This window comes from Trichlorobacter lovleyi (assembly GCF_015239775.1).
Lineage (GTDB): Bacteria > Desulfobacterota > Desulfuromonadia > Geobacterales > Pseudopelobacteraceae > Trichlorobacter > Trichlorobacter lovleyi_B.
Genome location: NZ_CP058409.1, coordinates 1,822,471 through 1,837,629 on the forward strand (window position 1 = coordinate 1,822,471; position 15,159 = coordinate 1,837,629).

9 protein-coding genes are annotated in these 15,159 nt (G+C 53.4%); all 9 read left to right on the plus strand.

What is annotated here, in order from left to right; genetic code table 11:
• Positions 1-50: 50 nt before the first annotated feature.
• The 9 genes from FY034_RS08420 to FY034_RS08460 are packed head-to-tail and all read left to right on the plus strand — an operon-like array spanning position 51 to position 15,123.
• Positions 51-3,101 (plus strand): PAS domain S-box protein, encoded by a 3,051-nt coding sequence (locus FY034_RS08420; RefSeq protein WP_265555158.1) that lies wholly within the window; start codon positions 51-53, stop codon positions 3,099-3,101.
• A gap of 4 nt (positions 3,102-3,105) precedes the next feature.
• Positions 3,106-6,630: an ATP-binding protein gene (locus FY034_RS08425; RefSeq protein WP_265555160.1), complete on the plus strand. Its 3,525-nt coding sequence runs from the start codon at positions 3,106-3,108 to the stop codon at positions 6,628-6,630.
• Positions 6,627-8,678, plus strand: coding sequence for a PAS domain S-box protein (locus FY034_RS08430; RefSeq protein WP_265555161.1), 2,052 nt, complete (start codon positions 6,627-6,629; stop codon positions 8,676-8,678). The genes FY034_RS08425 and FY034_RS08430 overlap by 4 nt, the downstream gene beginning before the upstream one ends.
• Positions 8,679-8,696: 18 nt before the next feature.
• The gene (locus FY034_RS08435; protein ID WP_265555162.1) at positions 8,697-10,016 is read left to right on the plus strand and encodes an ATP-binding protein; all 1,320 of its coding nucleotides are present in this window, start codon (positions 8,697-8,699) and stop codon (positions 10,014-10,016) included.
• A 31-nt stretch (positions 10,017-10,047) separates the two neighbouring features.
• Positions 10,048-10,851 (plus strand): response regulator, encoded by an 804-nt coding sequence (locus tag FY034_RS08440; protein WP_265555163.1) that lies wholly within the window; start codon positions 10,048-10,050, stop codon positions 10,849-10,851.
• A gap of 3 nt (positions 10,852-10,854) precedes the next feature.
• Positions 10,855-11,817 carry an HD-GYP domain-containing protein gene (locus FY034_RS08445; protein WP_265555165.1) on the plus strand — a complete coding sequence of 321 codons (963 nt, stop codon included), beginning with the start codon at positions 10,855-10,857 and terminating at the stop codon, positions 11,815-11,817.
• Positions 11,810-13,126 carry an HD domain-containing phosphohydrolase gene (locus FY034_RS08450; RefSeq protein ID WP_265555167.1) on the plus strand — a complete coding sequence of 439 codons (1,317 nt, stop codon included), beginning with the start codon at positions 11,810-11,812 and terminating at the stop codon, positions 13,124-13,126. The genes FY034_RS08445 and FY034_RS08450 overlap by 8 nt, the downstream gene beginning before the upstream one ends.
• A 21-nt stretch (positions 13,127-13,147) precedes the next feature.
• The gene (locus tag FY034_RS08455; RefSeq protein WP_265555168.1) at positions 13,148-13,798 is read left to right on the plus strand and encodes a GTP-binding protein; all 651 of its coding nucleotides are present in this window, start codon (positions 13,148-13,150) and stop codon (positions 13,796-13,798) included.
• Positions 13,795-15,123 (plus strand): sensor histidine kinase, encoded by a 1,329-nt coding sequence (locus FY034_RS08460; RefSeq protein WP_265555169.1) that lies wholly within the window; start codon positions 13,795-13,797, stop codon positions 15,121-15,123. Before FY034_RS08455 ends, FY034_RS08460 begins: the two co-directional genes overlap by 4 nt.
• Positions 15,124-15,159 lie beyond the last annotated feature (36 nt).

Here is a 15,159-nt window from a genome sequence, read left to right on the forward strand (position 1 = left end):
CCAGCCATTCCCTGTTACACTTGGCTATATTTCATGGAGGTCAATCCACCATGGCAGCCTGGTTTAACAACCTTTCAATTACCAGCAAAGCCACCATTCTGCTTTCACTGACCGCCATGTTTTTTTTGTTGGCGCTGTCAGGGGTCACCTACTTTTTTGCCCGCCAGGAATTGCAGCAGTCCATTGCCACCAACCAGACCGCCATGGTCAACAATATTGCCGTCCAGCTGGATGAAAATCTGGCATCTGCCCGTAATTACCTGCAACACCTGGCAGGGCATCTGCAACAGCAGCACAGAAAGGCCCCTGCACACCTCCAGCAGGTACTTGGGCATCATGATGAATCCCATCTGTTTTTCGATCATGGTCTGATACTGCTTTCACCACAGGGCAGGATTGTTGCCGAAATACCCTACCACCCTGAACGGATCGGGCTTGATCGCAGTCACCGTGAATACTACCAGCGTGTTCTGGCAACCGGTAAGCCGGCAATCAGCGCACCATACCAGCTCTCACTGCCACCCAATCCACCGGTGATTGCCTTTTCCGTACCGGTCCGGGATACCCGGAACCGGCTGACAGGTGTGCTGGTGGGGCGGCACAGCCTGTACAAAAAAGGAATTTTACAAGGCCTGATTGATGCACCGATCGGCAGTAGCGGCTATTTTTATCTTTTTAACCAGCAGCGGACCCTTATCATTCATCCTGAGGTGTCCCGTATTCTTACCAGTGTTGCTCCAGGAAAAAACAAGGCACTTGATGATGCCCTGAAGGGGCGGGAAGGTACCTGGGAAAACATCAATTCTCGCGGCATTGTCGGGCTGACCAGTATGAAACGATTAAAGGAAGCCCCCTGGTATCTGGCAGCCCACTATCCACTCAGTGAGGCCTATGCCCCCCTGCAACGTGCCCGTTTTGCCTTTATTGCGGTACTGGTGGTCTCCATGGGGCTGGTTGTGGTGGCGGTCTGGTTCAGCATGCAGCCGATGGTGCGGCCTTTGTTGCGGCTGACGGAACATCTTAAGAATATTGCTCAAAAACAGGGTGATGACCGCTTTCTGCCGGAAACGTCACATGACGAGATCGGACAGCTCAGCAAGGTGTTTAATGAACTGTTGCATGAACTGGATGACGATACCGCTGCCCTTGAGGAATCAGCAGAGGTCTACCGGATCGTAACCGAATTTACGACCGAGGTCTCGATCTGGCGGCTTGAAAACGGTGATATCCGCTATATTTCTCCCAACTGTATCGATGTATTCGGCTACATGGCAGCAGAATTCTATGCCGACCCTGATCTGATTGTTGTCATGATCCATCCTGATGATCAGGAACTCTGGCACGGTCATCAACCCGGGAGTTGCTCTCTTGGAGATAATGGGCTTGATATCAAGATGATTATCAAGGATGGCTCAATCCGCTACTTCCGGCACTACTGCCACCAAGTGGTTGATCAGCAGGGACGGCCGAACGGTATCCGCAGCAGCTGGCTGGATATTTCCGGTCAGCTGCTGATTGAATCAAAGGCGCGCAAACTTTCCAGGGCTGTGGAACAGAGTGCCGGCATTGTCATCATGACCGCTACTGACGGCTCCATTGAGTATGTCAACCCTGCTTTTTGCAAGGCAACCGGTTACACCAGAGAAGAGGTGCTGGGAAAAAATATCAACCTGCTTAAGACCGATCAGGTAACCAAAGAAATGGATGAGGCGCTGTGGCAGGCCATTAACAATGGTCAGCAATGGCGGGGAGAGTTTTACAACAGGCGCAAGGACGGCAGCAGGTACTGGGTAAATGCATCGATCTCGCCTCTGTTTGATAAAAACGACCAGATTAGCGGATATTTGTCTGTTCAAGAGGATATTACCGAGAAAAAGGCAGCAGAGCAGCTGACACTGGAGCTGTTCCAGCAGGTGGAGCAGGCAAAACATGAATGGGAATATACGCTGGATCATCTGCATGACTTTATCATCCTGACCGATGCCGAACACCGGATCCGGCGCTATAACCGGATACTGGCTGACATGACCGGCAGGGATCTCAAGGAGCTGGTTGGTAAAGACTGGCGTGAGCTGCTGCAGGAAACAGGTTTCAAATTTATCCACTTTGATGCTGAAAACGGAGAGATGATACATCAACGTTCTGCCCGCATCTATGACATCGATGTTTATCCGGTCAAGGATCCGGTAGAAGGTACGCTGACCGGGTTTGTCATCTCCCTGAACGACACCACTGAACTGCGGGCCATTACCCATGAGCTCGAGCAGACCATGACCGAACTGAGCGAGGCGCAGTCCCAGATCTATCAGCAGGAAAAGATGGCTTCAATCGGCCAGTTGGCTGCCGGGGTGGCCCATGAGATCAACAATCCGATGGGCTTTATTACCAGCAATCTTGGATCGCTGGATAAATATGTCAGTAGATTATCAGAATATATTGCCGTGGTTGATCAGGCCATGCAGCAGTGTCGTACAGACGGTCTGTCCACCCCGGTTCTGGAGGCTCGCAGGAATCTCAAGATAGACCGCATTCTCGATGATGCCCATCAACTGATTGCGGAAAGCCTGGACGGTGCAGGCCGGGTACGCAGGATTGTGCAGGATCTGAAGAGCTTTTCGCGGGTTGATCAGGCGGAAACAGCACTGGTTGATCTGAATGAAATCCTGGAAACCACCATCAACATCGCCTGGAATGAGTTGAAATATGTGGCTGATGTGCAACGTGTGTTCGGTGAAATTCCCAGGATCACCTGCTTCCCGCAACAACTGCATCAGGTCTTTCTGAATCTGCTGGTCAATGCGGCCCATGCCCTGGGCCAAACCCGCGGTACTATCACGGTCAGCACTCAAGAAGATGGTGCCTTTGTGCTGGTAAAAATCAGTGATACCGGCTGCGGTATGACTGAAGAGGTGCGGCGCCGGATCTTTGAACCGTTTTTTACCACCAAGGAAGTAGGTAAAGGCGCCGGCCTGGGGCTTTCCATCAGCTACGATATTATCAAAAAGCATGGCGGAACCATTGAGGTCGAGAGTGAACCGGGCAGGGGTAGCATCTTTACCGTACGGTTGCCGGTTAGCAAACCGGTTGCAGGGGAGAGCTGAGCAGATGTTCCGTTTACCCACTCATACAGCGCCTTCAGGCGGGTTTTTGAACCGGATGGTGATCGGGCTGTTGCTGCTGCTGATCGTCATAAGTCTGCCGGCTGTCTACAGTTTGACACGGGGCCGGATGCAGGCTCTCTCTGAAGCAGAACAGTTTGCCCGTTCCACAGCCCGGATTCTGGGGAAATCCGTCACCAATACCCTGGAGAAGGTGGACTATGCCCTGCAAGTCACGGCTGAAGAGGTGTTGTGTCATCACCAAAGAGGTGGTGATACGCAGGAATTGCTCCTGTTTATCGAACGGCAGTATCGTCGTATTCCCGAACTGGACAGCCTGAGGATCTGCGATGCCAGAGGGGTGGTGGTGCTGGGGAGTGGCACGTCGCCAAACAGGTCGGTTAGTGTTGCTGATCGGGCCTATTTCAGCTACCTGCGGGATCACCCTGAGGCAGGAATGGTACTCTCAAAACCGGTTCTGGGTAAGATCAGCGGTAAATGGGTAATGATCTGTGCCCGCAGGATCAATCTGTCCGGCAACCGTTTTGGCGGAGTGGCCTTTGCTACCTTGTCGCTGCAGCAGTTTCACGAGTTATTCAGCAAGGCGTCTTTAGGCGAAAATGGCAGTGTCTCGTTACATTCTGCTGATATGTCCCTGATTACCGGTTATGCAGCACAAAAGCAGAGGGAAACGCCACCTGATAGTGGCAATGCAAAGATACCAAATGACTGGCTGCCGAAGCTGCCGCAGGGGATAACCTCAAGTGGCAGTTATCTTGCCCAAAGTGCCAGTGACGGTGTCAGGCGTAGTTTTTCCTATATCAGATTAGCGCCATACCCACTCTACCTGAATGTGGGGCTGGCCGTTGATGACTATCTCAAACACTGGCGCACCGACCTGTGGCTGACCTCGCTTGCACTGGTTGGTTGCTGGGCAGGCGTGCTGCTGCTGATCCGTCAGATGTATCATTACAAACGCCAGGCTGTGCTTGAAAAAGAGGTGCAGGAACGTACCAGTGACTTGCTGGAGACCAGCCAGGAACTGGCCTGGAACGAAGAGCGGCTGCAGGCCCTGCTGGATATCAGTAAATGTCCTGCCACGACCATCCAGGAGCTGCTGGACTATACCCTGGAAAAGGTGATCCATATCACCGGCAGTAAGATCGGCTATATCTACCTGTACCATGAAGATCTGCAGCAGTTTGTGCTTAGCAGCTGGTCAAAGGAGGTCATGCCCTCTTGTACCGTTGCCAATCCGCAGTCGGTCTATCAGCTCGATAAAACCGGTATCTGGGGTGAGGTGGTACGACAACGCAAGCCGATTCTGGTGAATGACTTTGAAGAGGAAAATCCGCTCAAACGCGGCTACCCGGAAGGACATGTGCCCCTTTCCCGCTTCCTGAGTGTGCCGGTCTTTGACGAACATCAACGGATTGTAGCAGTGGTGGGGGTTGCCAATAAAAAGCTGCCCTATGCGGATCATGATGTTCTGCAGCTTGATTTGATGATGTCTGAGGTCTGGCGGATCGCAAAACGGCTGGAACTGGAACTGAAGCTGATCCATGCCGGCCAGGAATGGCAGACCACCTTTGATGCCATCAGCGACAGTGTCAGCCTGATTGATCTCGAACAGCGGATCCTGCGTTGCAACCTGGCCAGTACACGGCTTTTCAAGCGCGGTTTTGACGGTATTCTCGGTAAGCATTGCTGGGAGCTGGTACATGCTACCAGCCATCCCATTGAAGACTGTCCCATGCTACGGGCCTGCCGGAGCCGCAAAACGGAAAGTCAGCTTGTGTTTGAAGACCAACGCTGGCTGCAGATCACGGTGGACCCGTTACTGAATGAACAGGGAATGGTGACCGGAGCTGTCCATATTGTACATGACGATACCGAGCGGGTCGCTGCGGAACAGTCAATGCGGGATCTGCTGGCCATGCTTGAGGCCGTGCAGAACGAGCTGTATGTCTTCAGACCTGACACCTTGCAGTTTGAGTATGTCAACCGCACTGCCCAGCATAATCTGGGCTACAGCGAGGAACAACTGCTGCGGATGACTCCGCTGGACATCAAGCCGTTCAGCCGACGGGAGTTTGTGCAGTTAACGGCACCACTCATATCCGGTGACCTGAACCTGCTGCGCTTTGAAACAGTCCACAAACGTGCCGATGCCAGCAGTTACCCGGTTGAAGTGCACCTGCAACTGGTATCAACACTCCACGGCCAACGCTTTCTGACTGTGGTCCATGATATTTCGGAGCGCAAACAGTTTACTGATTCTCTGTTGGCCAGTGAGGTTCTGGTCAGCTCGATCATGAACTCCATGAAAAGTACTATTGCCGTCATTGACGGTGCGGGCGAGATCATCCGGGTCAACACCGAATGGAAAAAATTTGCCTTAAATAACGGCGGTTCAGAGCAGCTGGCTGACGGCGTTGGACTTAACTATCTGCAGGTCTGTGACAGGGCTGTGCAGGACGATCCAGCTGTTGCAGATCTGTTGTCCGGCATCAGAGCTGTGCAGGATCGCTCCATGGAAAGCTTTTCTTCAGAATATGCCTGTCACAGCCCCCAGGAAAAACGCTGGTTCATTGTGAACGTTACCCCCCTTGAGAACTCGTCCGGCGGTGCTGTGCTGACTCACTTCAACATCACCCGGCGTCGTCAGGATGAACAGGCACTACAGGAGATGCAGGCTCAACTGCTGCAGAACGACAAGATGGCCTCGATCGGTCAGCTTTCTGCCGGCATTGCCCACGAGATCAACAACCCGATGGGGTTTATCAATAGCAATCTTGGTACCCTTGAAAAATATGTTGATAAATTTGATCGTTACATTGCAACTCTTGAAGCAACGGTAGAGCAATCTGCCGATATGCAGCAACAGCAGACGGTTGCTGAGTTGCGAAGACAGTTGAAGCTTGAGTATGTACTGAAGGATGTACGTCAGCTGCTTGCCGAAAGTGAAGAAGGCGCCGGCCGGGTGATGAAGATCGTAAAAGATTTGAAGACCTTTGCCCGCAGCGATACTGAACAGCTCGGAAGCGCAGATCTTAACCAGTGCCTTGACAGCACCCTGACGATTATCTGGAATCAGATCAAATATGTGGCTGAACTGGTCAAGGAATACGGAGAGCTACCCAAAGTGACCTGTAATGTCCAGCAGATCAATCAGGTCCTGCTTAACCTGCTGGTGAATGCGGCCCATGCCGTTGAAGACAAAGGAGGGGAAGATCTTGGCACGGTTACCATACGAACCTGGTCTGATGGCAAAAATGCCTTTGTTGCCATCAGCGACACTGGCTGCGGCATACCTGAAGAGATCCGCAGCCGGATCTTTGACCCGTTCTTTACCACCAAGGAAGTGGGTAAAGGGACCGGCCTGGGCCTGTCCATCAGCCATGAAATCATCAAAAAACATGGCGGTGACTTGACCATGGTGAGTGAACTGGGCCAAGGCACCACCTTTACCATCAGTCTGCCGTTGAATCCGCCGGAACCGGACAGTTTGCCAGCAGGGAGATGGTCATGAGCCCGACCAGTTATATCTACCGCATTGTGGCGGATTATTCGTCCGATCTGGTCTATCTGGTGTTATCGGATAACCTGATCGGTTATATCTCGCCAAACTGTGAATCTCTGACCGGCTACAGCAAGCTTGAGCTCGAACCTGACCTGGAATCATTCAAAAAGATTATCGCACCTGAATCTCTCGGACTCTGGATTGAGCATGTTGCCATGCACCAGCAACGGCTCCTGATGCCCAACAGCATCAATCTCAAGCTGCTTGACCGTAACGGTGATGAACACTGGGTTTCCCACAACTGCCAGCAGATCTGCGATGAGGATGGCGGTTTTGTCGGTGTGCGGGGGAGTTTTTCCGATATCTCAGACCTGATGCAACTGCAGGATATGCTTGAGAAGCAGAAGACCTTTCTTGAACAGTTGATCGGCAATGCGGCTGTTCCGGTCTTTGTACTGGATGAAAACCACCGGATTGTTATCTGGAACAACGCCCTGCAGGATCTCTCAGGGCTGGCCAAGGAAGAGATGATCGGCACCAGGCGTCAATGGAGCGCCTTTTATCACCATGAACGTCCAGTGTTGGCTGATCTGGTGCTGACCGGCAATGCTCAGGAAAATGAAGGAATCTATACGCAGATCAAACCGTCACTCCATATTCCGGGCGCCCTGCAAGCTGAAGGCTGGTATGAAAACCTGGGGGGCAAACGCCGCTTTATCCTTTTTGAGGCATCTCCCATCCATGACCAGCAAGGTAACAGAATTGCCGTTATCGAGACCGTACTGGATATGACGGAGCGGAAATTGCTAGAGGAGGAACTGGAGCGGAGTACGGCAGAGATCGCGCTGCAGCACACGAAGCTTGACAAGCTGTTTGCCCAGGTTGAGGCAGGCAAACGGGAGTGGGAGGATACCCTGGACTGCATAACCGATATTGTCCTGATGTGCGATACACAGGGCAGTATCCAACGCTGCAACCGTCCTTTTATCCAGCTCTTAAACATGCCGTTCGAGCAATTTGTCGGTAAAAGCTGGGCCACCATCCTGTATGGACTCGGTTTTGTGATTGATGATTACAAGAATGGAAACGGTACCATCCACGACAAGCAGGGAGTGCGCTACTTTGACCTGCGTACCTTTCCGCTGCGCAACAAAAACGGGGTCCTGTTTGGAAATGTGGTCAATATCCGTGATATCACCGAGATCAGGGCCATCAACCAGGAGCTGGAAGCTGCCTATAATCACCTGAAACTGGTTCAGATGCAGGCGGTGCAGCAGGAAAAGATGGCCTCGGTGGGACAGTTGGCAGCCGGAGTGGCCCATGAGATCAATAATCCGATGGGGTTTATCTCCAGCAACCTTTCGTCGCTTGCAAAATATATCAACAAGCTGCGGGCATTTGAAACCAGCCTGGTTGATCTGGCAGGAGCAAGCGGTAACACGGCCCTGGTGGATGAGATAACCAAAACCAAAAAAAGTATGAAGATCGATTTCATTCTTGAGGATATGCAGAGCCTGCTGGAGGAGTCTTTGGACGGAGCGGAGCGGGTCCGTCGTATTGTTCAGGATTTAAAGAGTTTTTCGCATGTTGATGAGGCTGAGTTAAAGCCGGTCAGTCTTGTTGATAATCTGGACAGCACCCTGAACATGGTCCGCAATGAGATAAAATATGTGGCTGACGTGGTTAAGCAGTATGGGGATCTACCGATGGTAACCTGCAGGCCGCAGCAGTTGAATCAGGTCTTCATGAATCTCTTGGTGAATGCGGCCCATGCCATTGAAGGGCACGGCACTATCACGGTACGAACCTGGCAGGAGGGGGAAGTGATCTGTGTTGCTATCACTGATACCGGCAAAGGGATTGCCCCGGAGCATCTGAACAGGATCTTTGAACCGTTTTTTACTACCAAGGATGTGGGCAAGGGGACCGGGCTGGGGCTTTCGATCTGCTATGACATCATCCACAAGCATGGTGGAGAAATTCTGGTGGAAAGTGCCGTTGGGGCCGGAACCACCTTTACGGTCAGGTTGCCGGTTGTTCCCCCAGCTGATAGCTAAGGTGACAAGGGCACTCCTATGGCAAATATACTGATCGTTGAAGATGAATTGATGAGTCGCAGCATGCTTGAGCAAACCCTGTTGCAGGCCGGGCACAATGTTGCCTGTGCGGTTGACGGTGCTACAGCGCTGGCTATTGCGCACCAACAGCCCCCTGACCTGATCATAACCGATGTGATGATGCCGGTGATGGATGGTTTTGAACTGTGTCGTCAATGCAAGGCCGATCAGACTCTGAAGCAGGTGCCGATTATCCTGTATTCGAGCGATTATGTTGAACAACAGGAACAAAAGCTTGGCCTGGAACTGGGTGCGTGCCGTTATCTGGTCAAGCCGTCTCCTCCTCAGTCCTTGCTTACTGAAGTCAGCGATGTGCTGGCAGAACAGCAGCGTTTGATACTGTTTGAAACAGGACAACAGCTGGATGAAGAGATGAAGCTGCTGCGTAACTACAATGAGGTGCTGTTTAACAAGCTTGAGGCAAAGATGCAGGAGCTGCAGCAGACCATTGCCGAACAGAAGAAATACGAAGAAACCATGAAGGCGATGCAGGCCCAGATCATCCAGCAGGAAAAAATGGCCTCCATCGGTCAGCTGGCAGCCGGAGTGGCCCATGAGATCAATAACCCGATGGGGTTTATTACCAGCAACCTGACCTCGCTGGGGAAGTATGCTGAACGGTTGGATGCCTTTATAGCCGCGATGCAGAAGTCGCTGTACGAATGCCCCAATCATCCCGGACTGGAGGAGCTTGATCACCTGCGCCAGAAGCTGAAGGTTGATTACATCATCAGCGATGTGAATGAGCTGATCAACGAGAGTCTGGACGGTGCCAACCGGGTGAGACGAATCGTACAGGATCTGAAGAGTTTCTCCCGATTGGATCAGGCCGAGAAGAGCCGGGCCAACCTGAACGACTGTCTTGAAACCACCATCAATATCGCCTGGAATGAGCTGAAGTATATCGCCACCCTGGAACGCAGGTTTGGCGACATTCCGGAGATTACCTGCAACCCGCAACAGTTGAACCAGGTCTTTCTCAACCTGCTGGTAAATGCGGCCCAGTCCATGGAGCAGCAGGGTACCATTACGGTAACCACCTGGTCTGAGCCGGGCCAGGTCTGCGTTTCTGTGGCTGATACCGGCAAAGGGATGCCTCAAGAGGTGCAGGAGCGGATCTTTGAACCGTTTTTTACCACCAAGCCGGCCGGTAAGGGAACCGGCCTGGGGCTCTCGATCTCGGCTGATATTGTCCGTAAGCATCAGGGGGAGATCAGTGTGAAGAGTGAGCCGGGCGCAGGGACGACCTTTATTGTGCGGCTACCGGTGGAGGACTGAGGTATGCTGGAAATCAGGCAAGGAGTTGAGCATGGATAACCTGAATATGCCGGTAAAAATACTGTGTGTTGATGATGAACGCAATGTGTTGCGGGCACTGGAACGGATTTTTCTGGATGATGACTATGAGATTGTCACTGCCGGTTCAGGTGAAGAAGGGCTCGAAATCATGACTGAATCAGGTGATTCCTTTCAGGTGGTGGTCTCCGACTATCGGATGCCGGTCATGAACGGTGTGGAGTTTCTCAAGGCGGTTTATGAGCGCTGGCCTGATACGGTGCGGATTGTACTTTCCGGCTACGCAGATGCCGGAGCAATCGTGGCCGCCATCAATGAAGGACATATTTACAAGTTTATCCCCAAGCCGTGGAATGATGAAGAGCTGCGGGTCACTATTCAGAACTGTCTAGAACGTTACTCGCTGCTGAAGAAAAACCAGGAGCTGCTGGCTGAGCTGGCCCGGGCAAATCTGGTGCTTGAACAAAAGGTGCAGCAGCGCACGGAAGATCTGGAACTGCGCAACAGGGCGCTTGAATTCTCGCAGACCATGCTGGGCAACCTGCCGGTTGGGGTGGTGGGGATAGACGAAGGCGGCCTGATCGCACATTGTAATACGGTTGCGGCAGGCATCCTGAAGCAGCTCTGTGAAGACTTTTTTGGTACTGATATCCAGCATTTTTGTGATGAGCGTTTCAGGGCTCTGGTGGAGCAGGTCCGGAGGGAGAAGACCCTGGATCTGACTGATCGTTTTGGTGATCGTAGCTGGCGGGTGTTGGGACGTACGGTGGTCTTTGCCGAGAGTGAATCGGTTGTGCTGGTATTTCTGGAGGTCTGATCAATGCCTACTGTTTTGTTTGTCGATGATGAACAGCCGATCCGCAGTGCCCTGGAACGGATGTATATTGAACGGGATGATGTGCGCTGCCTGTTTGCCGCTTCCGGTCAGGAAGGGCTGGAGATCATGGAGCGCGAAGATGTCTGGGTGGTGGTTTCCGATTACCTGATGCCATCCATGCGCGGGATTGAGTTCCTGGCAAAGGTCAAGGCCCGCTGGCCCCAGACGATCCGCATCATGATGACCGCCTATGCCGATCTCTCAATCGCCATTGATGCCATCAACAAGAGTGAGGCATTCCGTTTTGTGACCAAGCCCTGGAATAACCAGGAGTTGATGGAGGTGGTGGACGAGGCCTTGATGCGTTATCAGCTGGTGCAGTCACTTGGCACCACCAAGGACGAAACGGTCTACCTTTCCCTGGCCCAGACCGTTGAGCTGAAAGATCCTTACACCAAGGGACATTGCGACCGGGTTGCCCGTTATGCGGTTGCCCTGGCTAAAGCCGTGGGTCTGGCTGAAGAAAAACTGGAAGATATCAAGCATGGCAGCTGGCTGCATGACTGCGGCAAGATCGGGGTGCCCGAGCGGGTGCTGAATTTCCCCGGCAGACTGAATGAGGACGACAGGGAGTCGGTCATGCAGCATCCCCGCTGGGGGTCTGAAGTGGCCCGTCAGGCCCAGATGTCTGAAGCGGTGGTGAATGTGATCCTTTATCACCATGAACGTTTTGACGGTGCAGGGTATCCCTCTGGTTTGAAAGGCTTTGAAATTCCGGTTGAAGCACGGATTGTGGCCATTGCCGATGTATTTGATGCACTCTATTCGGATCGGCCCTATCGTAAGGCCTATACGCTTGAGCGGGTGATGGAGATTATGGAGGAGATGACCAGCACCCACTTTGATCCTGAGCTGATACAGCTGTTTCTGCCCATTGCCCGTCAGGAGGTGCAAGGCGATGAATGATGAACCGGCCCGGCCGATTGTCCTGTTTGTCGACGATGAGGATAACATTCTCAAGGCACTACAGCGTCTGACCATGGATGAAGAGTTTGATACGGAAATTGCAAACTCGGGGGATGCAGCCCTGCGTAAACTGACCACGCTTCAGGATGTTGCGCTGATTGTGTCCGATCAGCGGATGCCCGGTATGAACGGGGCTGAATTTCTGCAGCAGTCACAGCAGTTGGCGCCGGATGCGATCCGGATGCTGTTGACCGGTTATTCCGATATTTCAGCTGCAGCTGATGCCATCAATAAAGGTGGAGCCAGCCGTTACCTGAATAAGCCCTGGCAGGACGAGGACCTGTTACAGACCCTGCGGGGAGCGGTTGAGACCTGGAGGCTGTCCAGTGAAAACAAGCGGTTGCAGGCCATTGTGCAGGCTCAGAATGAAGAGTTGAAGCAGTGGAATGAAAACCTGAAAAACCGTGTGCTGCAGCAAACCACTGCCATTCGCAAGAAGGCGGACGACTTGAATGAAGCCCTGATTCAGTTGAAGCACAACTACAACGGGATCATCAGTGCCTTTTCAAATCTGGTAGAGATGCAGGGGCAGCGGATGCAGCAGCATGCCCGCAATGTGGCTGAGCTGGCAACCTCTGCAGCACGGGAATATGGTCTAATGCCTGAAGAGATCGAGATCATCAGGACTGCAGCCCTGCTGCACGATATCGGTGAGATCGGCATACCGGACAGGGTGTTGGAAAAGTCTCAGGAGTATATGACACAGGATGACCTGCAGCTCTACAGTCAGCATCCGGTGCGTGGCCAGATGGCCATTGACAGCATTGTTGACCTGCGTCCGGCCGGCGTATTGATCAGACATCACCACGAGAATTATAACGGCACCGGGTTTCCGGACAGGCTGAAAGGTGATCAGATTCCGATCGGCGCCCGGATTCTGGCCTATGCTGATCAACTTGACCGTGCCGTGGCCAACGGCGGTGACACGGCAGAACAGGCCTTGGTCAGGGTGGAGCTGGGGCTTTCCATCAAGCTTGATCCCGGGCTGCAGCGCGTATTCCGCAAGATCGCCCGCTATGCCTACTTTACCATGCCTGAGATGGATCCCAATGCCACGGTAGAGCTTGAGCTGCGACCGGAAGAGCTGCGCAACGGGATGTTGTTGACCCGTGACGTACTGTCCGGTACCGGTCTGATGCTGCTGAACAAGGGGGTTACCCTGGATGCGGTCAAGATTGAGGCGATTCAGCGCTACTACCAGCTTGATCCGCCGCAACGGGGGATCTGGGCCTTGGTACATCAGAGATAAGTGAAGGACTAAGGCCTTTGCATGATCGAATTTGACGAACTCCACGGCAAGCTGGTGCTGAAACTGGTCTATTATGGCCCAGCCCTGTCAGGGAAAACCACCAATCTGCTGAGTCTGCATGACCGTCTGCAACAGGAAGGCCGTGGTGAGCTGATGTTGCTGGATACCACTGAAGACCGTACGATCTATTTTGATCTGTTGCCGTTTTTCTATGTGGCGCCGTCGGGCTTCAGGATCAAGCTGAAGGTCTATACCGTACCGGGGCAGGTCCGTCATGATGCCACCCGCAAGGCAGTGCTGCAACGGGCCGATGGTGTGGTCTTTGTGGCTGACTCCCGGATCAGTCAGATGGCGGTCAATGCCGAGAGTTTTGCCAACCTTGAACAGAATCTGACACTGGTGGGGCTGGATATTGAAAAGCTACCGCTGGTGGTGCAGTTTAACAAACGTGACCTGCCGGATGTGGTCTTGGAGGCGGAGCTGAGAGAAACCTGGGCTCCCACCGGGCTGCCGGTGTATATGGCTTCCGCCCTGCAGGGACAGGGGGTGTTGGAGACCTTTCAGGCTGCGGTTGAGGGGGTTTTGAAGAGTGTGGATCAAAAGCTGGGATTACTGGAACGCTATCAGGTTGACCAAAGCGCATTCGTACAGTCCGTGGTGAAAACGATATGAACGAAGCCACATCCCACATTGAATTTATCATTGGCGAAGAAAAGCGGCTGTCCGAGATCGTGTCCAGGGCTGAGATCGAGCCGCTTCTGCGTAGTGGACTCAAACTGGGGATTCTTCGTGCAACGCTGCTGGATGAGGATGATCTGCCCCTGGCAACACTTGGCGCAGCCCCGTCTGCAGACAGGGGAGAACCGCTTCAGAAACGCTTGCCCATCATGGTTGAGGGGGAGCCAAAGGGAACCCTGCTGCTGGAACCGGACGGTTCCAATCCGGCCTTTGAGGCGCTTGCCCGCTTGCTGCAGGAGGCGCTGCAGCTGACGGTGACCAACAACCTGAAGCGGATGCTGACCACTGAGGTACATACCAGCATCGTACAGGAATCCTATGATCAGCTGGTCAGCACCAACCGCCGCCTGATGGAATCAGAAAAGCGTTACCGTGATCTGGCCCGTGATCTTGAGAAAAAGGTGGTTGAGCGGACCACGGAACTGCAGCAGGCCTATCAACGGATGCTGCAACAGGAAAAACTGGCTGCAGTGGGGCAACTGGCTGCCGGCATGGCCCACGAAATCAATACGCCGCTGGGTTTCATCCGCAGTAACCTGAACAGTTTTGCCAAGTACCAGAACCGGATGGCCGAGATGCTGGGACTGTACCGTCTGATGCTGGATAAAGAGGCCTCGCCGGAGGTTATCAGGCGTCAGACGGAACAGCGCTGGAAAGAGCTGAAGCTGGATTTTCTGCTGGAAGACAGCGGGGTGCTGCTGGGGCAGTCTCTGGAGGGAACTGACCGGATTGCAACGATTGTGGCGCAGCTGAAAAACTTTGCCCACCTTGACGGCATGGAACAGCAGCCGATGGATATCAGGCGGGAGCTGGAACAGCTGCTGGCAGGTATGGCAGCGCAGTTTCCCCCCAATACCCGGCTCACCACCGATCTGCACCAGCTGCCCTTGCTGACTTGCCGGGTCCCCTTAATGGTGCAGGCCTTTGCCAATCTTATCGATAATGCCCTCAAGTCGCGGGCCGAAGGGCTCGAGCTGACAGTCCGGGCGTTTCAGGATGCCGATCAGGTGCTGGTCTGTATCAGTGATAACGGCTGCGGCATTCCGGCAGAGCATCTGCCACGTATCTTTGAGCCGTTCTTCACCACCCGCGAAGTGGGCAAGGGCAGCGGTATGGGACTGACCGTGGCCCGGGAGGCGATCAGCGGGGCAGGGGGGAGCATCGAGGTTGAGTCGGTCGTGGGGCAGGGGACCACCTGCAGGGTACGTCTGCCTCAGGGAACAGCATCACCAGATCACCCTGATCGCGAGACACCATGACCGTGGTGCTCGCTTGTACGTATGGCAATGTCAGAT

Excerpts from the sequence above, each read along its gene's own strand:
- FY034_RS08420 (WP_265555158.1), top strand. The coding sequence starts at position 51 with ATGGCAGCCTGGTTTAACAACCTTTCAATTACCAGCAAAGCCACCATT.
- FY034_RS08425 (WP_265555160.1), top strand. The coding sequence starts at position 3,106 with ATGTTCCGTTTACCCACTCATACAGCGCCTTCAGGCGGGTTTTTGAAC.
- FY034_RS08430 (WP_265555161.1), top strand. The coding sequence starts at position 6,627 with ATGAGCCCGACCAGTTATATCTACCGCATTGTGGCGGATTATTCGTCC.
- FY034_RS08435 (WP_265555162.1), top strand. The coding sequence starts at position 8,697 with ATGGCAAATATACTGATCGTTGAAGATGAATTGATGAGTCGCAGCATG.
- FY034_RS08440 (WP_265555163.1), top strand. The coding sequence starts at position 10,048 with ATGGATAACCTGAATATGCCGGTAAAAATACTGTGTGTTGATGATGAA.
- FY034_RS08445 (WP_265555165.1), top strand. The coding sequence starts at position 10,855 with ATGCCTACTGTTTTGTTTGTCGATGATGAACAGCCGATCCGCAGTGCC.
- FY034_RS08450 (WP_265555167.1), top strand. The coding sequence starts at position 11,810 with ATGAATGATGAACCGGCCCGGCCGATTGTCCTGTTTGTCGACGATGAG.
- FY034_RS08455 (WP_265555168.1), top strand. The coding sequence starts at position 13,148 with ATGATCGAATTTGACGAACTCCACGGCAAGCTGGTGCTGAAACTGGTC.
- FY034_RS08460 (WP_265555169.1), top strand. The coding sequence starts at position 13,795 with ATGAACGAAGCCACATCCCACATTGAATTTATCATTGGCGAAGAAAAG.